Genomic DNA, 20737 nt, shown 5'->3' with positions numbered 1-20737 from the left:
GTGCCGTGGTCTCCTGGAACGGGGCGGCCTCGCGCCACAGGCGCGGGCGCCCCGACTCCCGGCACACCCCCACGGGCAGGAGCTGAGCGGCATGGGCAAGGAACTCGAGGGCCGGACCGCCGTGGTGACCGGTGCCAGCAAGGGCATCGGGCTGGCGATCGTCGAAGCGCTCGCCGGCGCGGGAGCGAGGGTCGTCGCCGGATCCCGGACCACGACGAAGGAACTGGACGCGCTGGTCGAGCAGGGCTCGGTCGTCTGGGTCCCGGCCGACCTCGCCGAACCGGCGGCCGCCGAGCGCCTGGTCGCCGCGGCGGACGGGCGGATCGACGTCCTGGTGAACAACGTCGGCGCCGCCCCGGCCCGTACCGGCGGCTTCCTGTCGGTGACCGACGACGACTGGCAGCGCGTCGTCGACCTCAATCTGCTGACGGCCGTACGGGTCACCCGGGCCGCCCTGCCGGTGATGCTGGACGCGGGCGAGGGCTCCGTGGTGACCGTCGCCTCGGTCAACGCCACGCTGCCCGACCCTCTGGTGATCGACTACAGCGCGAGCAAGGCCGCCCTCGTCGCCTTCTCCAAAGCGCTCTCGAAGGAGGTCGGCCCGCGGGGCATCCGGGTCAACACGGTGAGTCCGGGGCCGGTGAAGACCGAGCTGTGGCTCGGTGGCGACGGAGTGGCCGCGACCGTCTCCTCGGCCGCCGGGATCACGCCGGACGACGTCGTCGCAAAGGCCTCCGCCGCCACGGTCACCGGCCGCTTCTCGCTGCCCTCGGAAGTCGCGGAGACCGTGCTCTTCCTGGCGGGCGACCGCGCACGCAACATCACCGGAAGCGACCTGGTCATCGACGGAGGGTTCATCCCCACCCGGTGACCGCTCGATGGGCGTGCCCCGCCGGGCGGCCCCGCGGGCCCGCCCCCGACCGGTGAAGGTCCCGCCGGCGCGCTCCGCCGGCCGGCCCCGTGGGCCTGACTTCGGCCGGTGACGGTCCCGTCGGCGTGCCCCGCCCGCCGACCTCGCCGGCCTGACTTCGGCCGCTGCCCGCCCCCGTCCGCCGCCCCCGGGCCCGACCTCGGCCGGTGACCGCCCCGCAGGCCCGCGCCGTCCGCCGGCCCCGCGGTCCTGCCCCGGCCGGGCGCGCCTTCGAGCGGCGAGGCCGCCCGTCAGCGCTCCAGCAGCATCCGCTGGAGCTCCCGTGCCGCCCGGGGCGGAGCCACGTCGCTGCGGTGGGCGAGCGCGATCGTCCGGTGCAGCCCCGGCCGGGCCAGCGGGGTGACCCGCAGCCCCCGCCCGGCCCGCGTCGCGATCATGCGCGGGACGACGGCCACGCCGAGTCCGGCGCGGACGAAGCCGAGCACGGCGTCCATCTCGCCGCCCTCGACGGCGAAGTCGGGCTCGAAGCCCTCGGCACGACAGGCGGCCACGGTCAGTTCCCGCAGGTCGTAGCCGTGCCGGAACATGACGAGGCGCTCGCCCTCCAGGTCGGCGATGCGCACCGTACGTCCGGTGCCCGGCGCGGGTGCGTCCGGCGACGACACCACCACCAGGTCCTCGCGCAGCAGCTCCAGGGTGGTCAGCGCGGGAGACGGCGTGGGGAGGGGGAGGACGACCAGGGCGAGGTCCAGGGCGCCGCGGGCGAGTTCCCGTACGAGATCGTGCGAGCCGCCCTCCTCGATGAGCAGCCGGATGCCCGGATACCGGTCGTGGAAGGCGCGCAGCACATCGGGGAGCAGACCGGTGCACAGGCTCGGGGTCGCACCGAGGCGGACCCGGCCGCTGCGCAGCTGGGCCAGTTCCTGCACCTCGTGCCGGGCCGTGTCCGCGTCGGCGAGGATGCGCCGGGCCAGCGGCAGCAGTGCCTCGCCCGCGTCCGTCAGCGTGATGTTCCCGCGCGCCCGCTGGAACAGGTCCGCCCCGAGCTCCCGCTCCAGCGCCTTGATCTGCTGGGACAGGGACGGCTGCGCCACATGGACGAGATCGGCGGCGCGGGTGAAGTGGCGGGTCTCGGCGACCGCCACGAAGTACTGGAGCTGCTGGAACTGCATACCTCGACGATAGTCCATGCCTATGGAAACAAGCTGGACCATGTCTTGGACCGATCGGCCCTGTGGGCCCTAGCTTCGACGGCATGGCTCTGGCAACGCGGACGGACCGACGGCCGTCCTTGGCGCGTACCGTGTGGGACAGCTCCGTCGGCAAGAAGACCGTGATGGCGGTCAGCGGCCTGATCATGCTGCTCTACCTGGTCGCCCACATGGTCGGGAACCTGAAGATCTTCTTCGGGGCCGGCGAGTTCGATCACTACGCCCACTGGCTGCGCACCCTCGGCGAACCCGTCATGCACTACGAGTGGACCCTCTGGGTCCTTCGCGTGGCGCTGGTCGTCGCGGTCGTCGCGCACGCCGTCTCCGCGTACCAGCTCAGCCGCCGCGACATCAAGGCGCGCCCCAGCAAGTACGTGCACAAGAAGGCCCGGGCGAGCTACGCCACGCGCACCATGCGCTGGGGCGGGATCATCCTCGGCCTGTTCATCGTCTGGCACCTCCTGGACCTGACGACCGGCACGGCGCACTCCGGCGGCTTCCAGGAGGGCCACCCGTACCAGAACGTCGTGGACACCTTCTCCACCTGGTACGGCGACGTCGTCTACATCGTCGCCATGCTCGCGCTCGGCCTGCACATCAGGCACGGCTTCTGGAGCGCGGCACAGACCCTCGGCGCCGGCCGCCGCAGCCGCGACCGCGCCCTCAAGGCCGGCGCGAACGTCCTCGCGCTGGTGCTGACGGCGGGCTTCATCGCCGTACCCGTCGGAGTCATGACCGGAGTGGTGAGCTGACATGACCGTATCGTCCGAATACTCCGCGTACCGGACCGGTGAACCGGTCGCCGACGCCAAGGCCCCGCAGGGCCCGGTCGACGAACGCTGGGACACCCGCCGCTTCGAGGCCAAGCTCGTGAACCCCGCCAACCGCCGCAAGCACACCGTGATCGTCGTGGGCACCGGTCTCGCGGGCGGCTCCGCGGGCGCGACACTGGCCGAACAGGGCTACCACGTGGTCCAGTTCTGCTACCAGGACTCGCCGCGCCGGGCCCACTCGATCGCCGCGCAGGGCGGCATCAACGCGGCGAAGAACTACCGCAACGACGGCGACTCCGTCCACCGCCTCTTCTACGACACCGTCAAGGGCGGCGACTTCCGGGCGCGGGAGTCGAACGTGCACCGGCTGGCGCAGATCTCCGTGGAGATCATCGACCAGTGCGTGGCGCAGGGCGTGCCCTTCGCCCGCGAGTACGGCGGCCTCCTCGACACCCGGTCCTTCGGCGGCGTCCAGGTCTCCCGCACCTTCTACGCCCGCGGCCAGACGGGCCAGCAACTGCTGCTCGGCGCCTACCAGGCACTCTCCCGGCAGATCGCCGCCGGGAACGTGGAGATGCACCCGCGGACCGAGATGCTCGACCTGATCGTGATCGACGGACGGGCGCGCGGCATCGTGGCCCGCGACCTGATCACCGGCCGCATCGACACGTACTTCGCGGACGCCGTGGTCCTCGCCTCCGGCGGCTACGGCAACGTGTTCTACCTGTCGACGAACGCGATGAACTCGAACGCGACCGCGATCTGGCGGGCGCACCGGCGTGGCGCGTACTTCGCCAACCCGTGCTTCACCCAGATCCATCCGACCTGCATCCCGCGCACCGGCGACCACCAGTCCAAGCTGACGCTGATGAGCGAGTCGCTGCGCAACGACGGACGCATCTGGGTGCCGAAGGCGAAGGGCGACACCCGCCCGGCGGGCGAGATCCCGGAGGAGGAGCGCGACTACTACCTGGAGCGCATCTACCCGTCCTTCGGCAATCTCGTGCCCCGGGACATCGCCTCCCGTGCCGCGAAGAACGTCTGCGACGAGGGCCGTGGCGTCGGCCCCGGCGGCCAGGGCGTCTACCTCGACTTCGCGGACGCCATCCGGCGGATGGGCCGCAAGGCGGTCGAGGAGAAGTACGGCAACCTCTTCGACATGTACGCCCGGATCACCGCCGAGGACCCGTACACGGTGCCGATGCGCATCTACCCCGCCGTGCACTACACGATGGGCGGCCTGTGGGTCGACTACGACCTCCAGACCACCGTCCCGGGCCTGTTCGCGATCGGCGAGGCCAACTTCTCCGACCACGGAGCGAACCGCCTCGGCGCCTCGGCCCTGATGCAGGGCCTCGCCGACGGCTACTTCGTCCTGCCCTCGACGATCAACGACTACCTCGCCCGCAACCCCCACCACGACGAGGTGACCGACGAACACCCGGCCGTCCAGGAAGTGCTGGCCGAGACCGAGGACCGGCTGCGGCTGCTCCTCTCCGTCGACGGCGACCGCACCCCGGACTCCTTCCACCGCGAAGTCGGCGAACTGATGTGGGAGTTCTGCGGAATGGCCCGCACCGAGACCGGACTGCGCAAGGCGCTGGAGCGGATCCCGCAGATCCGCGAGGAGTTCTGGCGGCGCATCAAGGTCCCCGGCACCGGCGAGGAGTTCAACCAGTCGCTGGAGAAGGCCAACCGCGTCGTCGACTACCTCGAACTCGCCGAGCTGATGTGCCTCGACGCGCTGCACCGCTCCGAGTCGTGCGGCGGGCACTTCCGTGAGGAGTCCCAGACCCCGGACGGCGAGGCCGCCCGCAAGGACGAGGAGTTCTCCTACGCGGCGGCCTGGGAGTTCACCGAGACGGGCCAGTCCCCCGTCCTGCACAAGGAAGACCTCGTCTTCGAGTACGTCCACCCCACCCAGCGGAGCTACGCATGAAGCTCACCCTGCGCGTCTGGCGGCAGAAGAACGCCGACGCCGAAGGCGCCATGTCCACGTACCAGGTGGACGACATCTCGGCCGACATGTCCTTCCTGGAGATGCTCGACACCCTCAACGAGGAACTCACCCTCAAGGGCGAGGACCCCGTCGCCTTCGACCACGACTGCCGCGAGGGCATCTGCGGCGCCTGCTCGCTCGTCATCAACGGCGACGCGCACGGCCCCGAACGCACCACCACCTGCCAGCTGCACATGCGGTCCTTCCAGGACGGCGACACCATCGACATCGAACCCTGGCGCGCCTCGGCCTTCCCGGTCGTCAAGGACCTCGTCGTCGACCGCTCCGCCTTCGACCGCATCATCCAGGCCGGCGGCTACATCACCGCCCCCACCGGCGCCGCGCCGGAGGCCCACGCCACGCCCGTGCCCAAGCCGGACGCCGACTTCGCCTTCGAGCACGCCGAGTGCATCGGCTGCGGTGCCTGCGTCGCCGCCTGCCCCAACGGCGCGGCCATGCTCTTCACCTCCGCCAAGATCAACCACCTCAACGTGCTCCCGCAGGGCGCTCCCGAACGCGAGTCGCGGGTGCTCGACATGGTGGCCCAGATGGACGAGGAGGGCTTCGGCGGCTGCACGCTCGCCGGGGAGTGCGCGACGGCGTGCCCCAAGGGCATCCCGCTGTTCTCCATCACCAGCATGAACAAGGAGTGGCTGCGCGCGACTCGCTCGTCGGGCAAGCGCTAGCCGTACGTCGTTCGCCGTAAGGGTGCGGACGGGCGGGACCGGGAGTGGTGCTCATCCCCGGTCCCGCCAGGCACCCCCTCCCGTCGGTAGGCTGCCGGCATGATCTTCGACAACAACGGGAGGGAGCGGTTCCTCGAAGCCGTCACGGACTTCGAGGCCGCTGTGCGCGAACGGGACGTCGACCGTTCGGAACGCGCGTTCGGAGAGTTGTACCGGCACTTCGGGGACGCGGGGGAGCGGGAAGTCGCCCGGGCGGCCCCGCTGCTGGCCGCGCTGCTGCCCGAGGTGCCCCCGGGGCCGCGGGGCACCGTGGCCGTGCTCGTCGGGGCCTGCGTGGAGCGCGGCGCGGACGCCGGGCCCTGCGCGCCGCACGTCTTCGCCGAACTCGCCGAGACGCTCGCCGCCGCCGGTGAATTCTGCGAGCGCTGGGAGGAGACCGGCGGAGGAGACTTCCCCGACCCGGAGGGCGGTGCGGCGGACCCGGCGCTCTTCGACCGTGTCGGAGCGGAACCGGCCCTGGCCTGGCTGACGTTGCCGCAGTTCGAGATGGCGTCCGTCGCCATGCTGAACCACGCCGGGGTGCGCGGCGCCCTCGACAGCGCCCTGCGCAACCGGCTGCTGCGGGCCACGCGGACGGTGGAGGAGGCGTCCGGACACCATTTCAAGTGCCTGACGTACGCCCTGCTGGTCCTCGACGAGCCGCTGATCGTGCTGCACCGTCCGACCGGAACCGGTTACGCGATGCGCATGCGGGGCATCGGCGACAACTTCCAGCTGCACACGCTGGTCGCCGACGTCCTCGTCGGCGGCGGCCACATACCCGGCCGGGCCCCGTCCGCGCAGGAGGCCGCGGTCTGCCGCGACCAGCCCGGACAGGTGCACACCACCGGCTCCTTCAACCTCGTCGCCCCCACCGGGGAGTGGGTGTGGAACGAGGGCACGCCCAGCGACATCCCCGTCGTCGACGGAGTCCGGCTGCTCGTCCTCGACCCGCCGGCCTACGAGCGGAGCTGGCCCTCGGGCCGGTTCTTCCCGAACATGACGGGCGACCTCGTCCTGGAGCGGGTGCTCGCTCCCGAGGAGGCCGGGCGCCTGCTCGCCGGGTGCGTGACGAAGGACGGCTGACCGGGCCGGGGACCCGGCGTTCAACAACCCCACATCCACTCTCCTGGCACAGGTCACGCGCACGCCAACCGGCATCGGAAGAACAGGAGCGCACGGACCGGACACCGCTGGTCCGCGCCCGCCGCGCCGCCGAACCGGCCCGTGACCAGGAGAGTGCCATGACCGGCGTTTCCACCCTCGACACCCCGCCCCAGTCCGCCGCCCCCACCCGCTACACCGTCACCCTGGCCCGCGACGAGGCCGACGTGCGAGCCGCGCAGCGGCTGCGCCACGACGTGTTCGCCGGGGAGATGGGCGCCCTCCTGTCCACCCCGGAACCGGGTCTCGACGTCGACGCCTTCGACGCGTACTGCGACCACCTGATGGTCCGGGACACGGTGACCGGTCAGGTCGTCGGCACCTACCGGCTGCTGCCGCCCGAGCGGGCCGCGATCGCCGGACGGCTGTACTCGGAGAGCGAGTTCGACCTCGGTCAGCTCGCCCCGATCCGCTCCGGGCTCGTCGAGGTGGGCCGCTCCTGCGTGCACCCCGACCACCGCGACGGCACCGTCATCGGACTCATCTGGGCGGGGATCGCCCGCTACATGGTCGAGGGCGGCCACGAGTGGCTCGCCGGCTGCTGCTCCATCCCGCTCGCCGACGGCGGCACCCTCGCCGCGGGCACCTGGGACCGTGTCCGCACCCGGCACCTGGCTCCCGAGGAGCACCGCGTACGTCCCCTGCTGCCGTGGAGCGCCGAGGGCGTCACCCGGCCCGCCCGCACCGAGCTTCCCCCGCTGCTGCGGGGCTATCTGCGACTCGGCGCCTGGGTCTGCGGAGAGCCCGCCCACGACCCGGACTTCGGGGTCGCCGACCTGTACGTGCTGCTGCCGATGAGCCGGGTCGACCCGCGCTATCTGCGGCACTTCCTCTCCCTCGTCCCGGCGTGATGAGCACGCACGACGTGGGAGCACCGGGCCCGGGGGCGCTCCGCGCGGGACCGGCCCGGCCGGGTGCCGGGAGCCCGGACCGGTCGCACGCCGAAGCACCAGGGCCCCGGTCCCGGCCGGACGCCCCGCCGCCGGGTGTCCGGGAGCGGGGTGGTGCCCGAGCCCCCGGTCGGGAGCCGGGCGGTGCCGAAGATCCCGCCCCGGAGCCGGGCGGTGCCGAAGATCCCGCCCCGGAGCCGGGCGGTGTCGAAGCCCCCGCCCCGGAGCCGGGCGGTGTCCGAACCGCCGCGCCGGAACCCTCCGGCACCGGCAGCGCCTGGCTGCCCACCGCGCCCTGCTCTCCCGGGGCCTGCGTGCAGTCGACGGCGTCCTGGACCGCTGTGCCCCCCGCCGTGCTGCGGCTCGCCGCGGTCCTGACGGTCGTCCTCACCGGGGTCCTGCTCGCCCCGGGGATCGCCCGGATGCGGGCGGTGCCGCGGGACCGGATGATCCGCCGCTGGTGCCGGGCCGTCGTCCGGGCGAGCGGCGTACGGACCAGGATCACCGGGACCGTCGTGCCCACCGGTGGCCTGCTGCTCGTGGCCAACCACATCTCCTGGCTGGACATCCCGCTGCTCGCCGCGGTCCGCCCGGCGCGGATGCTCGCCAAGACCGAGGTCCGGGACTGGCCCGTGGCGGGAGCCCTCGCCGCACGCGGCGGCACCCTCTTCATCGAACGGGACCGGCTCCGCGCGCTGCCCGGCACGGTGACCCGCATCGCCGAGGCCCTGCACGCCGGCGCGGCCGTCGTCGCCTTCCCCGAGGGCAGCACCTGGTGCGGCCGCGCCCAGGGCCGCTTCCGGCGTGCTGTCTTCCAGGCCGCGCTGGACTCGGGAGCTCCCGTGCAGCCGGTGCGCGTCCACTACCGGTCGAGCGGGGGAGAGGAGAGCACCGCCGCCGCGTTCGTCGGCGACGACTCGCTCCTCGCGTCACTGTGGCGGGTCGCCACCACGCGTGGCCTGGTGGCCGAGGTCGAGGTACGGCCACCGATCGCGTCCCGCAACCACCCGGACCGCCGGGGCCTGGCCGCGGCGGCGCAAGGAGCGCCGGACTGGGTGCGGGCGCAGACGGCGGTCCACCCCTGAAGCCTCACCTCCCACTTGGGGCAGCCGATGTGGAGTCGACGGCTTCGGTGTCGACCCACCCGAAACGGGTGCGGGGGATCCTGGTGCACCTGCACCGGGACGATCAGCCGCTTCACCGAACCGGTGTTCCCGGGTCTGGCCGTGCTCGCCGTCCACGGCCGGATCAAGCGCGGCCGGCCAACTGCCGAGCCAGATAGGGGGCGGTGCGGCTGCCCGCGGAACGTGCCACCTCCGCCGGTGGTCCCGCCGCGACGATGCGGCCGCCCGCGTCGCCGCCGCCGGGCCCGAGGTCGATCACCCAGTCGGCGCCCGCGACGACCGCCATGTCGTGCTCGACGACCACGACGGTGTGGCCCGCGTCGACCAGACCGTGCAGCTGGCGCATCAGCACCTCGACGTCGGCCGGGTGGAGGCCGGTGGTCGGCTCGTCGAGCAGGTAGAAGGTGTGTCCGCGCCGCACCCGTTGGAGTTCGCCGGCCAGCTTGATGCGCTGGGCCTCGCCGCCGGACAGCTCGGTCGCCGGCTGGCCGAGGCGGAGATAGCCGAGTCCCACGTCCAGCAGTGTGGCCAGACTGCGGGCGACGGCCGGGGTGTCCGCGAAGAAGCCGGCCGCCGCCTCCACCGTCAGGTCCAGGATCTGGGCGATGTTCCTTTCCCGGTAGGTCACTTCGAGGGTCTCGGGGTTGTAGCGCGCCCCACCGCAGTCCGGGCACGGCGAGTAGGTGCTGGGCAGGAACAGCAGCTCGACGCTGACGAAGCCCTCGCCCTGGCAGGTCTCGCAGCGGCCCCCGGCGACGTTGAAGGAGAACCTGCCGACGCCGTAGCCGCGACGGCGGGCCCCGTCCGTCCCGGCGAAGACCTTGCGCACGACGTCGAACAGCCCCGTGTACGTCGCGAGGTTCGAGCGCGGGGTGCGGCCGATGGGCTTCTGGTCGACCGTGACCAGACGCCCGACCCCGTCGAGTTCCTCCGTCACCTCGCCGATCAGCGTGGACTTGCCGGACCCGGACACCCCGGTGACCGCGGTGAACACGCCGAGAGGGAACTCCGCGGTGACCCCGCGCAGGTTGTGCCGGGTGACCGGCCCCACCTTCAACTGACCCCGGGCCGGGCGGATCTCGCGTACCGGCGCGGGGGACCGGTCGAAGAGGAAGCGGGCGGTCGCCGACTCCGGCACGCCCTCCAGGTCCGCGACCGGGCCGCTGTGCAGCACCTGCCCGCCGTGTTCACCGGCGCGCGGACCGACGTCGACGAGCCAGTCCGCGCCGCGGACGACGTCGAGGTGGTGCTCCACCACGAACACCGAGTTGCCCGCGCCCTTCAGCCGGTCCAGGACCGTGAGCAGAGCCTCCGTGTCCGCGGGGTGCAGCCCGGCGGACGGCTCGTCGAGGACGTACACGACTCCGAAGAGGCCCGAGCGCAACTGCGTGGCCAGACGCAGCCGTTGGAGCTCTCCCGCCGACAGCGTGGGGGCCGGCCGGTCGAGGCTGAGATAGCCGAGGCCGAGCTCCACGACCGGCGCGACACGCGACCTGAGGTCGTCGGTGAGGACCCGCGCCGCCTCTCCGCTGCCGTGCAGCGCCCGCCCCAGCTCGGTCAGCGGCAGCGCGGCCAGCTCGGCGATGGTGTGCCCCGCGAACGTCACCGCCAGAGCCTCGGCCCGCAGCCGGCTGCCGCCGCACACCGGACACGGAGCACTGGTCAGGAACCGCTCAGCCTTGGCCCTGAGCGTCGGGCTCTTCGTGTCGGAGAAGGTCTTCATGACATAGCGCCGGGCACTCATGTACGTGCCCTGGTAGGGGCGTTGGATCCGCTCCGCGTCCCGCACCGGGTGCACGGTCACGACCGGCTGCTCGTCGGTGAACAGGATCCACTCCCGCTCCCCGGCGGGCAGCTCCCGCCAGGGCCGGTCCACGTCGTGGCCGAGCGTGTCGAGGATGTCCCGCAGGTTCTTGCCCTGCCAGGCGCCCGGCCACGCGGCGATCGCGCCCTCGCGGATCGACAGCGACGGATCGGGGACCAGCAACTCCTCGGTCGTCCGGTGCACTCGTCCGAGCCCGTGGCACTCCGGGCAGGCCCCGGCCGCCGTGTTCGGCGAGAACGCGTCCGAGTCGAGCCGCTCCGCGCCCGGCGGATAGTCGCCGGCGCGGGAGAACAGCATGCGCAGCGAGTTGGAGAGATTGGTGACCGTGCCCACGGACGAACGCGACGTGGGTGTCGAGCGGCGCTGCTGGAGGGACACCGCGGGCGGCAGCCCCGTGATCTCCCCGACCTTCGGCGCGCCGACCTGATGGATCAGCCGCCGCGCGTACGGTGCGACCGACTCGAAGTAGCGGCGCTGTGCCTCCGCGTAGATGGTCCCGAAGGCCAGCGACGACTTCCCGGAACCGGACACGCCCGTGAAGACGGCGAGCACGTCCCTCGGCACGTCGACGTCCACGCCCCGCAGATTGTGCTCGCGGGCGCCCCGGACGCGGACGTACGGGTCGTGGGGACCGTGGGGGCTGGGCATCGGGGAAACTCCTGTGGGGGCCTTGGGGCCGGCACGGCGGCGCGACTCGGGGCAAACCCCACGATTCTAGGCCGGGGTCAGTCCCGCGACCAGGGCCAGCCCGCGATAGGAGTCGAGCAGGGCGTCCCGGTCGTACGTGCTCGTCGTGACCAGTACCTCCTGGGCATCGGTCTCCTTGATCAGTGTCGCCAGTTCGTCCGCGACCTGCTCCTCGGTGCCGGCGATGTGTCCGGTGAGTCCGGACTCGTAGAAGGCGCGCTCCCTGTCGTTCATCGTGAGGGTCTCCACCCGCTCGGCGGGAGGCAGCGGCGGGAAGGTGCCGTGCGTGCGGGAGTAGGCCATCGACCATGCCTCGGGGAGCAGCAGGCGGTGCGCCCGCTCGGGGGTCGCGGCGACCGCCACGGTGCCGGAGACGACGACGTACGGCTCCTGTGCCCAGACGGACGGCCGGAACGCCGCGCGGTAGTGGTCGACGCCGCGCAGCATCTTGTCCCGGTTCCTGAGGTCCCCGATGACCATGGGCAGGCCCGCCCGCGCCGCGATGCCGGCGCCCTCGCCCATGGCGAGCACGAAGGGCGGCACGGTCAGCCCCTCCGGCGGGCGCGCGTGCACACCGGTCGGGGAGGTGCCGCGGAACCAGCCGAGGAGTTCGTCGAGCTGCGCCGCGAAGTCGTCGCTCGCGGCCGCGTCCTTGTCCCGTCCGAGCGCCTTGCGCACACCGTCCGTGAAGCCGACGGAGCGGCCGAGCCCCATGTCGATCCGCCCGGGGAACAGGGACGCGAGGACGCCGAACTGCTCGGCCACGACGAGCGGCCGGTGGTTCGGCAGCATCACTCCGCCGGTGCCCACCCGTATCGTGCGCGTGGCCGCGGCGACGGCGGCGGCCAGGACGGTGGGCGCGGATCCGGCGACCCCCGGCACCCCGTGGTGCTCCGAGACCCAGATGCGGTGGTAGCCGAGGGCCTCCAGGTCCTGCGCCAGGCGCACGGTGTCACGCAGTGCCTCGGCCGGCTCGTGCCCCTCCCGGGTGCGCGAGCGGTCGAGTACGGAGAAACGGGTTTCCGCGATCACAGAGCTCACAGGGGGTTCAACGCATGCGGGCCCTCAGGATTCCCGGTGCGGGTGCGGGTGCGGGTGCGGGTGCTCCTGCCTGCGCCGGTGGTCCGTGCCGGTACCGGCGGTACCTGTGCTCGGGACTGCGACTCGGACAGCGACCGCGCCCGTCGCCCCATGCGCGGGAGACGGGCTGGATCGAACGTACGTCCGAATATGGACGCAGGGCTCCTTCGCCGTCCCCGCACCGCGGACGTCCGGCGACGTCACCCGCCCGCGCCCGGAGCCGGGCCGCTGCGGTCGCGCCCGGCCGCGTACAGGCACACGATGCGAAGACGAACGTCTCGCATTCCCACGGGAGTACTCATGGTCTGGATTCCTCAGATCACGGATCTCGTCGAGCGGCTCGGAGCGGCCGACCTCGCCGGTGCCCTGCGCGACCCGGACACGGCCACCGTGCCGGTGGCGCTCGACGACCCCGGCGCCGGGCGCATCTGCGGCGTGGGTGTCCTGGCCGCCTGGCTGGCCGAGCAGGAGAAGTGGCGGAGGGAGCACGCCGCCGTCGTGGAGCCGGCGGCCGTCACGGTGACCGGACGGCGCGCCGTGGGTGAATGGGTGGTGCGTCTCGACGGACCGGACGGCGGACGCGTCGGGCTCCCCGTCGCCGTCGCCGTGGAGCCCGCCTCCAAAATGCCGGTGCGGATCTACCACTCCCGGTGGCCGCTGCTCGGCCGTCACGTCGTACGGCCCCCGCTGGTGCGGCACGCCCCGGACGCGCACGCCTCCGACGTCGTGGACGTCTATCGGGCGGCCCTCGCGGAGGGCGACGTCGCCGCCGTGGTGGCGGCCTTCGCGCCCGACGGCTACTTCCGCGAACCGTCCGGCGACACCCACCGGTACGTCGGCACCGCCGCGCTCAACGACCTGTTCAAGGGCTTCTTCGCCGCGGGCGGCGGCATCCCGCTGAAGCTGTGCACCATCACGGACGACGGCACCCGCAGTGCCGTCGAGTACGTCTGCGACCGCTGGGGCGACGCCGACCTTCCGCCGCAGGCGGGCCTCGTCGTCTGCACGCGCGGCGAGGGTGGCCTGATCTCGGCCGTGCACGTGTACGACGACGTGGAGGCGCCCGTCGAGTAGGGCTTCACCGGGCCTGTGGCGGGCAAAGGAACAGGTGGCCGCAGTGCCGCCATCCCACGGTGCGCGAGAGCAGGAGTGAGCATGCAGTACGTGAAGCTCGGTTCGACGGGCCTGGACGTGTCCCGGATCTGCCTGGGCTGCATGAGTTTCGGTCTTCCCGACCGCGGCGTCCACGAGTGGACCCTGGACGAGGAGGCCTCCCGCCCGCTGATCCGCCAGGCGCTGGAGGCCGGGATCAACTTCTTCGACACGGCGAACGTGTACTCGGACGGCACCAGCGAGGAGATCGTCGGCCGAGTGCTCGGCGACCTCGCACGCCGCGACGAGATCGTCATCGCCACCAAGGTGAACGGCGGGATGCACGACGGGCCCAACGCCCGCGGCCTGTCCCGCAAGGCGGTCATGACGGAGATCGACAACAGTCTGCGCCGCCTCGGCACCGACTACGTGGACCTCTACCAGATCCACCGTTTCGACCCGGCGACCCCGGTAGAGGAGACGATGGAGGCACTGCACGACGTGGTCAAGGCGGGCAAGGCCCGCTACATCGGGGCGAGTTCGATGTATGCCTGGCAGTTCTCCAAGGCGCAGTACACGGCGCGGCTGAACGGATGGACGCGGTTCGTCTCCATGCAGAACCACTACAACCTGCTGTACCGCGAGGAGGAGCGCGAGATGCTGCCGCTGTGCGAGGACCAGGGCGTCGGCGTGCTGCCCTGGAGCCCGCTGGCCCGTGGACGGCTCACCCGGGACTGGGACACCGCCACGGCACGCAGCCGCACGGACGATTTCGGCCGGAACCTCTACCTGGACGGCGACCGCGAGATCGTCGACGCCGTCGCCCGGATCGCCGCCGGGCGGGAGACCTCACGTGCGCGCATCGCCCTTGCCTGGCTGCTGCACCGTGGCACCGTGACCGCGCCCGTCGTCGGTGCCACCGAACCGCTGCACGTCGAGGACGCGGTCGCCGCCGTCGAGGTGCGACTCACGGACAAGGAGATCGAGGAACTGGAGCGGGCCTACACGCCCAGGGCGATCAGCGGCCACTGAGCGGCGGAATCCCCGGTTCCCGGAATTGAGTGGACTCGGCATCCTATTGGGAGCGCTCCCAATGGGATGCCTCAATGAGTCGGGCTCGCGTGCGGTTCGGTGGTGGCAGGGTTTCCGAATTCTGTTTTCCCGGCGCCCACTGACATTCTGTCAATATCTCGGGGTACCAGGGGTAAAGGAAATCGCCGGACCGCTTGTTCCGTCTCGGGAGCCTGTGCAAAGGTGTGCGTTGTCGGCGTGCAGACAATATTGTGCTGCCTTCTGTACCCGTACGGTCCGGTCGTTCGTCCCCTTGCTTCACGAGTGCGGCCGGATTGCTTCACGGGTGCGGTCCGAGGTGGTCGTGCGCGGCACAGCCCCCCATGGGTAGGCCGTCCGTCTCGTCGGGCTGTCTACATACCCATTGGTATGGACTAATTTCCGTGTTGCCTTTGGGAGGAAAGCGGACGTGAATGAAGCCAGGCTGCCTCATTCCCCGGCTCCGGCACGGTCGTTCGAGGTATCGGATGAACGGCTCGCGGCCGATCTGAAGAAGAGCCAAGGGAACGCACCCGTGCACTATCCCGTCGGCGAACTGCTGGACCGCCACTGGGAAGCGGTGTACTCCTACGCACGCCTGTGCACTCACGGCGTACGGTCCGCCGGAATGCTCACCACGGCCGCATTCACCCGTCTGTTCGGCGAATCCCTGGACCAGTCGGGACCCGGCGCCGCCTGGCGGCCCCAACTCCTCGTCACCGTCCGGCGCATGGCCGCCGAGTGGCTCACCGACCAGCGGCGCGACATGCTCCACCCGAACCTGCTCACCGGCTCGGACCGCGAGGACCGGGCTGCGGCACGGCTCCTCCCGCCGGAGGGCAGACGCCTGCTGTCCCGGGCGTTCCAGCGGCTGCCCGAGCCCGCCCGCTGCCTGCTGTGGCACATCGAGGTCGAGGCCGAGCGACCGGAGACGCCCGCGGCCCTGCTGGGATACGAAGCCGAGGACGTCCCGCCGGAGCTGGAGCGCGCACGGGAACGCCTGCGCGCCGGCTGTCTGGAGATCCACCGCGAGCTGGCCCCCGAGCAGGAGTGCCGGCGCTACAACCGGATGCTCGACGTCTCCCTGCGCCGCCGCGGCGCCGGACTCGACCCCGATCTGCGCGATCACATGGCACGGTGCGGTCACTGCCGCCACACCGCCGACCAGTTGGACCAGTTCAACCACCCGCTGGGACTCCCGCTCGCCGAGGCCGTGCTCGGCTGGGCCGCGCGCGACTACGTCGCCTCCCGTCCCGGACGCGCCTCCGCGATCCCCGCGGCCGACGGCGTCCATACCGCCGACGAGGCCGCCGCCACGGCACCCGACCTCACCGGAACTCCCGTCGGCACGGGGGTGCTTGCCTGGACCGGGACGCCCGCGGACGCGCCCGCCGTGCGCGAGGTCCCGCTCCCGCCGGGACTCCGCCCGCGTACCGCCGCGCGCGGCCGCGGGGCCGGCGACCCGCGTATGCCCGCGCACCGGGCCCGCCGGGGACAGGGGGCCGGCACGCACAAGGCCCCCCGCCAGGCACCGCGCCGCCGCGACGTGGCCCTCGCCGTCCTCACCGTGAGCACCCTGATCCTGGTCCCGCTGGTCGTCTGGGCGGCCGGCACGAGCTCCGGCGGCGAGAACGGCACGGCCGACGGCACCGGCCGCTCGGACGCGCCCGGTTCGAGCCGGTCGCCCGGTGCGAAACCCTCGTGGATCGGGACCGGAGCCCGGCCGGGCGAGACCGCACGGGGACTGCTGCGCAACGTCGCGACCGGACTGTGCGTCGGCATCGTGGGCGACAAGCCCGCCAAGGGGGTGGAGGTCCGGCTCACCTCGTGCACCTCGAAGTCCGCCCGCCGGTGGACGTACGAAGCCGACGGACTGCTGAGCGACGCGGCCGACCCCGGCCTGTGCCTCGACTCCCACCTCGGCTACTCGGTCCGGCTGACCGCCTGCCCGGGCGTGTCGGGCCCCGGCGCGAAGGACCGGCGCTACGACTTCACCCTCCAGGGCGCGTTGGTGCCGCGCTGGAACCAGGATCTGGCCCTCGCGCCCGCCTCCGCCGACGACGGCGCGGCCCTGCTCCTCAAAGTCCGCGACGACGGGGCCGTTCAGCGCTGGGAGCTCGACACCTCTTCGCCGACGCTCCAGATGGAGGTGGTCAACTGGGGCTCCGCCGACGGCGGAGCGGACACCACCCCCGCACCGTCCGCGGAGACGACGGAACCCGCACCGCCCGCCGCCCACGGCTCGTCCACCACCCCGTCGACCGCGCAGCCGGCTACGGGGACCTCCGCCCCGCCGTACGAGTACTGCACCTCCCCGTACGCCTACTGCCCCGAGGACGGGCAGTACGGCTCCGGCCGCGACCCCGGATACGGCTACGGGGACTACGGATACGGCTCCGGACGCGAGGGAGGACGGGGAGGCCGCCGGTGAGTCCGGCACACCCCGCCCGCCCCGCCGCCGTGCGGGAAACCACCGAGCCGTCATCCTGCCGGCGGACCTGAACCGTCAGGACGACGGCGTGCCCGAACCGGACGCCGTGCCCAGGAACTCCGCCCAGCCGCCGAGCGGGGACTGCCCGGGACTGAGGGTGCGCAGCTTGCGCAGGACCGCCGGGTCCTGCACCTCCAGCCACTCCACGAGCTGGCGGAAGGACACCATCCTGACCTCGTCGTGTTCGGCGATCCGGGCGATGGCCTGCTCGACGGCGTCCATGTAGATGCCGCCGTTCCAGCGTTCGAAGTGGTTGCCGATGAAGAGGGGCGCCCGGTTGCCCTCGTAGGCGCGGCGGAAGCCGGCGAGATAGCTGTCACGGGCCTGCGCACGCCACGCGTCGAACCGGGAACGGTCGCCGAGCGGGTTCGCGTTCGACTGGTTGGCCATCAGGTTGTAGTCCATGGACAGGACCTGGAAGGAGTGACCGGGGAACGGGATGGACTGGAGCGGGAGGTCCCAGACCCGGCCGCCCTGCACCTTCCCGGGCCAGATCTGCAGCCCGCCGGGTGAGCTGGCGTCGTACTTCCACCCCAGGTCGGCGACGGTCGGCAGCAGGTTGGCCTGTCCCTCCAGGCACGGCGCCCGCCCGCCGATCAGTTCCTTGCGGTAGTCGAAGGGCAGCGGTTCGAGATCGGTGAAGCCGGTGTTCGTCTTCCAGCGCGTGACGAACCCGATCGCCTGCTCGATCTCGCTGCGCCACTCGGCGGGCGACCACAGACGCACCCCGTCCGCCCCGCAGAAGTGCCCGTTGAAGTGGGTGCCGATCTCGTGCCCCTCCAGCCAGGCGGCGCGTATCTGCTGAAGCGTGGCGTGGATGTGACGGTCGGAGAGGTAACCGATCGCGGAGGCACCGACCGGGTGCTGCGGCGGGCGGTACAGACGCTTCTTCGACTCGGGCAGCGTGTAGATGCCGCTGAGGAAGAACGTCATGGACGCCCCGTGGTCGGCGGCGACCTTGCGGAACCGGGAGAACAGCTTGTTGCTGAGCTCGCCCGCGCCGTCCCAGGAGAAGACGACGAACTGCGGCGGGCGCTCACCCGGCTTCAGCCGCCGCGCCGTCGGCTGCTTGGGCTGGGCCCCCGTGTCGGCGGTCGAACCGTCACCGATCGGCTTGGGCGGCTCGCTCCGCGACCCCTTGCCGTCGCCCTCGCCGGCACTGCCCACCGACCAGTCGTTCGCCGAGCAGGCGGAGAGCGCGCCCAGGGCGCCCGCCGATGCCGCCGCGGTCAGCAGCCGCCTGCGTGAGATACCGCTCATGATCGTCCCCCGGGTTTCTCGCCACGGCTCCCGCTCTGCGGCCGGAGCCCCCGTACCTGTGACGCCCCGTTCCGTGCGGATGCGTCAATCGGTGGGATGCGCGGGCATCCGGAAAGGGTCGCGTGATCCAGGACACGTAGCCGTTCCGTGACAAACCCCGCCGACCTGCGGGGCAGGTGGCGGGGCAGGGGGAATCGGGGCCGCTGGGTTCAGGTGCCGGTGCCCGCCCGGACGACCGTCAGGGACACCGTCGAGGCGTTGCCGGAGACCGGCACCTCGCCCTGCGTCCACGTCACCTTGAGCGGGTCCTTCTCGTCGGGGGGAGTGACGAGGAGCGCGGCGGGCGTCGCCGTCCTCGCCCCGCTGATCTCGGGATTGGAGAAGGTCAGTCCCGCCCACGCGCTCTGCCCCGGCTTCAGCGTGAGCGTCGTCGGCGATTCCGACGAGCGCTTGGGGTCCGGGCCGAGCTGCTTGCCCGACGCGTCGACGAACGCGGCCCCCGGGAAGCCGCGCACGGTGCAGGTGCGCCCGGACCTGTTGGTCAGGACGACGGGGAAGTTCTCCTGTCCCGCGCCCGGATCGTTGTTCCCCACGGACGCCCGCAGTTCGGAGGTGTGGCAGCGGCCGCCGCCCGAGGACTTGCCCGAGGACGTGGGGGCCGCCCCCGACCTCGTACCGGACGCGGTGGCGGACCCGGCCGAGGCGTCGTCCCCGCCGGGGGTGGCCGTGCCGCTCGATCCGCTGTCCGCGGTCCTGTCGCCCGAGGCGGGCTCGGCGGTGCCGGAGAGCGTCTGCGGCGCGCTCTTCGGTGAGCCGTCCGTGCCGCAGCCCGTGAGCAGGCCGAGCACCGCGATGCCCGCGAGCACCGCCGCCCGCCGGGCGTGGGCCGAAGTGCGGTGCGCGGGAACCGCGTCGACCGGGTCCGTGTCCGCCGCTGCGCGCCGGAAGGTCGCCATGTCACCACTCCTTGGGAATCACCGCACGCGTTCCTCACGCGCACGCACGGCGCGTTGTGCCCCGTCACCCCTGTCCGATGCACCCGCACACGGAAAAGTTCGCGGGATCGGCCGGGAAAATGCGCCGGGCCGGGCGCGACCGTTCAGGTGCCGACGCGTACGGACCCGATGACCCGGTCGGCCGTGTCCCTGCCCGCGTGCTTCTGACGGATCTGTACATAGACCTGGGGCTGCGCCGCACCGCCCGCCGGGCTCAGCCCCGCCTCGACGACGGAGCCGCCGCTGCCAGGACAGTCGTCCCAGGTTCGGATCAGACCGTGCCAGCGGGCGCCGCGGTAGGCGCGGCTGCCCTCGTAGTGGCATCCGGTGTGCGCCAGTGCCCGCACCTCGGCGGCGACGTCGCCCCGCTCGCTGAGTCCGATGAAGGCGCCGCTGACGTCCGACCGGAGGTCCTGCCACCGGGCGAGGTCGTCCGCGACGGCGAGTCCGGGCTCCCGCCCGTCCCTGAGCCCCAGGACGCGCGGATTCCAGCCGGAGTCCCGTATCTGACGGCCCCAGGCGTCCGGAACCTGCGCGGTGACCCGTCCCGTGCCGTCCTCGACCCGGACGGTCCCCGCCGAGGGTTCCCGCGTCGCGAGCGTGGCGGCGACGGTGACGGCGCCCGCGAGGACGGCGACGCCCAGCGCGGCGACCAGGCCGCGCCTGCCGCGCCGCGGTGCGGCCGGGGTCCCGCCCGGACCGTCCGCGGCCAGCCGTTCGAGTTCCGCCGCGAATCCGGCGGCGGTCGGCCAGCGCCGCTCACGGTCGGGTTCCATGGCCCGCATCAGCGTCCGCCCCACGTCCGCGGGGAGATCCGCGCGCAGACGGTCGGGCCGTACGACCTTGCCGGGCGGGCCCGGCACCGAGCCGGTGACGAGGTGGTGGCCGAGGGCGCCCAGGCTGTACACGTCGGCCCGCGCGTCGATCCCGGAACCGGGCTCGGCCTGCTCGGGAGGCGTGTATCCCGCGGAGCCCGCCGCCATGGTGAGGCCGGACGCCTGGGCCAGGCTCTTGGCCAGACCGAGGTCGGCGAGCAGGACACGGTCGCCCCCGCCGGGCGTGCCGCGCAGCAGCACGTTGGACGGCTTGATGTCACGGTGGACGATCCCGGCCTCGTGCAGCGCGGCGGCTCCCCGGGCGGCCAGCGCGGTCAGCCGTAGCGCTTCGGCGACCGGCAGCGGACCGGTCCCGACGCGGTCGGCGAGGGTGCCGCCGTCGGCGTACTCCATGACGAAGTACGGCCTGCCGTCCGGGAGTTCGCCGATGTCGTAGACCTGCACGACCCGGCTGGAATCCGCCCGGCGCAGCAGTCGTGCCTCGGAGAGGAAGCGCTCCCGGATGTCCAGGTGGTCGATCCAGTTCTCGGAGAGCACCTTCACCGCGACGGGCGCCTCCAGCACGTCGTCGTGGGCGAGCCAGACGACGCCGAAGCCGCCGGCACCCAGACGCCGGTCCAGACGGTAACGGCCGATCCGCTCCAGGGAGTGCATGCGACTATCA

At 72.5% G+C, this 20737-nt stretch carries 16 protein-coding genes; 10 read left to right on the top strand and 6 right to left on the bottom strand.

The window, feature by feature from the left end; genetic code table 11:
* Positions 1–91 precede the first annotated feature (91 nt).
* Positions 92–871 (top strand): SDR family NAD(P)-dependent oxidoreductase, encoded by a 780-nt coding sequence (locus ACZ4IF_RS06595; RefSeq protein WP_467560163.1) that lies wholly within the window; start codon positions 92–94, stop codon positions 869–871.
* A 290-nt stretch (positions 872–1161) separates the two neighbouring features.
* Here ACZ4IF_RS06595 and ACZ4IF_RS06590 read toward each other — a convergent pair whose 3' ends face one another.
* A complete protein-coding gene (locus tag ACZ4IF_RS06590; RefSeq protein ID WP_467560161.1) occupies positions 1162–2043 on the bottom strand; it encodes a LysR family transcriptional regulator in 882 nt (293 codons plus the stop codon).
* Positions 2044–2162: 119 nt separating this feature from the next.
* Between ACZ4IF_RS06590 and ACZ4IF_RS06585 the strand changes: the two genes are divergently transcribed.
* The 6 genes from ACZ4IF_RS06585 to ACZ4IF_RS06560 all read left to right on the top strand — a co-directional run bounded on the left by ACZ4IF_RS06585 (position 2163) and on the right by ACZ4IF_RS06560 (position 8718).
* A complete protein-coding gene (locus tag ACZ4IF_RS06585; protein ID WP_467561089.1) occupies positions 2163–2834 on the top strand; it encodes a succinate dehydrogenase in 672 nt (223 codons plus the stop codon).
* Between the two features lies 1 nt (position 2835).
* On the top strand, positions 2836–4794 hold the full coding sequence (locus ACZ4IF_RS06580; RefSeq protein ID WP_359487787.1) for a fumarate reductase/succinate dehydrogenase flavoprotein subunit: 1959 nt from the start codon (positions 2836–2838) through the stop codon (positions 4792–4794).
* Complete coding sequence (locus ACZ4IF_RS06575) at positions 4791–5540, top strand: succinate dehydrogenase/fumarate reductase iron-sulfur subunit (RefSeq protein WP_467560159.1); 750 nt, start codon at positions 4791–4793, stop codon at positions 5538–5540. The genes ACZ4IF_RS06580 and ACZ4IF_RS06575 overlap by 4 nt, the downstream gene beginning before the upstream one ends.
* 99 nt (positions 5541–5639) lie before the next feature.
* Positions 5640–6665 carry a hypothetical protein gene (locus ACZ4IF_RS06570; protein WP_467560157.1) on the top strand — a complete coding sequence of 342 codons (1026 nt, stop codon included), beginning with the start codon at positions 5640–5642 and terminating at the stop codon, positions 6663–6665.
* 158 nt (positions 6666–6823) lie between these two features.
* Positions 6824–7594 carry a GNAT family N-acetyltransferase gene (locus tag ACZ4IF_RS06565; protein WP_467560155.1) on the top strand — a complete coding sequence of 257 codons (771 nt, stop codon included), beginning with the start codon at positions 6824–6826 and terminating at the stop codon, positions 7592–7594.
* A 353-nt stretch (positions 7595–7947) separates the two neighbouring features.
* Positions 7948–8718: a lysophospholipid acyltransferase family protein gene (locus ACZ4IF_RS06560; protein WP_467560153.1), complete on the top strand. Its 771-nt coding sequence runs from the start codon at positions 7948–7950 to the stop codon at positions 8716–8718.
* Positions 8719–8881: 163 nt separating this feature from the next.
* On the opposite strand, the gene ACZ4IF_RS06555 is transcribed toward ACZ4IF_RS06560, so the two are convergent.
* Both ACZ4IF_RS06555 and ACZ4IF_RS06550 read right to left on the bottom strand, forming a co-directional pair.
* Positions 8882–11230, bottom strand: a complete 2349-nt coding sequence (locus ACZ4IF_RS06555; RefSeq protein WP_467560151.1) for an ATP-binding cassette domain-containing protein — start codon at positions 11228–11230, stop codon at positions 8882–8884.
* A 66-nt stretch (positions 11231–11296) separates the two neighbouring features.
* Positions 11297–12310 (bottom strand): LLM class flavin-dependent oxidoreductase, encoded by a 1014-nt coding sequence (locus tag ACZ4IF_RS06550; protein ID WP_467560149.1) that lies wholly within the window; start codon positions 12308–12310, stop codon positions 11297–11299.
* A 339-nt stretch (positions 12311–12649) separates the two neighbouring features.
* Between ACZ4IF_RS06550 and ACZ4IF_RS06545 the strand changes: the two genes are divergently transcribed.
* The 3 genes from ACZ4IF_RS06545 (at position 12650) to ACZ4IF_RS06535 (ending at position 16922) form a co-directional block, all read left to right on the top strand.
* Positions 12650–13423 carry a nuclear transport factor 2 family protein gene (locus ACZ4IF_RS06545; protein WP_467560147.1) on the top strand — a complete coding sequence of 258 codons (774 nt, stop codon included), beginning with the start codon at positions 12650–12652 and terminating at the stop codon, positions 13421–13423.
* Positions 13424–13504: 81 nt separating this feature from the next.
* The gene (locus ACZ4IF_RS06540) at positions 13505–14473 is read left to right on the top strand and encodes an aldo/keto reductase (RefSeq protein WP_467560145.1); all 969 of its coding nucleotides are present in this window, start codon (positions 13505–13507) and stop codon (positions 14471–14473) included.
* A 553-nt stretch (positions 14474–15026) separates the two neighbouring features.
* Positions 15027–16922, top strand: coding sequence for a ricin-type beta-trefoil lectin domain protein (locus ACZ4IF_RS06535; protein ID WP_467560144.1), 1896 nt, complete (start codon positions 15027–15029; stop codon positions 16920–16922).
* A 75-nt stretch (positions 16923–16997) separates the two neighbouring features.
* Here the strand turns inward: ACZ4IF_RS06535 and ACZ4IF_RS06530 are convergent, their stop codons facing one another.
* The 3 genes from ACZ4IF_RS06530 to ACZ4IF_RS06520 all read right to left on the bottom strand — a co-directional run bounded on the left by ACZ4IF_RS06530 (position 16998) and on the right by ACZ4IF_RS06520 (position 20727).
* Positions 16998–18242 (bottom strand): polysaccharide deacetylase family protein, encoded by a 1245-nt coding sequence (locus tag ACZ4IF_RS06530; RefSeq protein ID WP_467560142.1) that lies wholly within the window; start codon positions 18240–18242, stop codon positions 16998–17000.
* Positions 18243–18451: 209 nt separating this feature from the next.
* Entirely contained in the window at positions 18452–19198 is a 747-nt protein-coding gene (locus ACZ4IF_RS06525) for a DUF4232 domain-containing protein (protein ID WP_467560140.1), read from the bottom strand.
* 143 nt (positions 19199–19341) lie between these two features.
* Positions 19342–20727 carry a serine/threonine-protein kinase gene (locus ACZ4IF_RS06520; protein ID WP_467560138.1) on the bottom strand — a complete coding sequence of 462 codons (1386 nt, stop codon included), beginning with the start codon at positions 20725–20727 and terminating at the stop codon, positions 19342–19344.
* Positions 20728–20737 lie beyond the last annotated feature (10 nt).

Source organism: Streptomyces sp. NPDC025784, from assembly GCF_055558435.1.
Note: the sequence above shows the minus strand (reverse complement) of the source record. Positions and strands in the feature narration are given on the sequence as shown.

Bases quoted from the DNA above. Each gene is read 5' to 3' on its own strand.
- ACZ4IF_RS06590 (WP_467560161.1), bottom strand. From the start codon at position 2,043: ATGCAGTTCCAGCAGCTCCAGTACTTCGTGGCGGTCGCCGAGACCCGC.
- ACZ4IF_RS06570 (WP_467560157.1), top strand. From the start codon at position 5,640: ATGATCTTCGACAACAACGGGAGGGAGCGGTTCCTCGAAGCCGTCACG.
- ACZ4IF_RS06545 (WP_467560147.1), top strand. From the start codon at position 12,650: ATGGTCTGGATTCCTCAGATCACGGATCTCGTCGAGCGGCTCGGAGCG.
- ACZ4IF_RS06525 (WP_467560140.1), bottom strand. From the start codon at position 19,198: ATGGCGACCTTCCGGCGCGCAGCGGCGGACACGGACCCGGTCGACGCG.
- ACZ4IF_RS06530 (WP_467560142.1), bottom strand. From the start codon at position 18,242: ATGAGCGGTATCTCACGCAGGCGGCTGCTGACCGCGGCGGCATCGGCG.
- ACZ4IF_RS06540 (WP_467560145.1), top strand. From the start codon at position 13,505: ATGCAGTACGTGAAGCTCGGTTCGACGGGCCTGGACGTGTCCCGGATC.
- ACZ4IF_RS06595 (WP_467560163.1), top strand. From the start codon at position 92: ATGGGCAAGGAACTCGAGGGCCGGACCGCCGTGGTGACCGGTGCCAGC.
- ACZ4IF_RS06520 (WP_467560138.1), bottom strand. From the start codon at position 20,727: ATGCACTCCCTGGAGCGGATCGGCCGTTACCGTCTGGACCGGCGTCTG.
- ACZ4IF_RS06575 (WP_467560159.1), top strand. From the start codon at position 4,791: ATGAAGCTCACCCTGCGCGTCTGGCGGCAGAAGAACGCCGACGCCGAA.
- ACZ4IF_RS06555 (WP_467560151.1), bottom strand. From the start codon at position 11,230: ATGCCCAGCCCCCACGGTCCCCACGACCCGTACGTCCGCGTCCGGGGC.
- ACZ4IF_RS06565 (WP_467560155.1), top strand. From the start codon at position 6,824: ATGACCGGCGTTTCCACCCTCGACACCCCGCCCCAGTCCGCCGCCCCC.
- ACZ4IF_RS06580 (WP_359487787.1), top strand. From the start codon at position 2,836: ATGACCGTATCGTCCGAATACTCCGCGTACCGGACCGGTGAACCGGTC.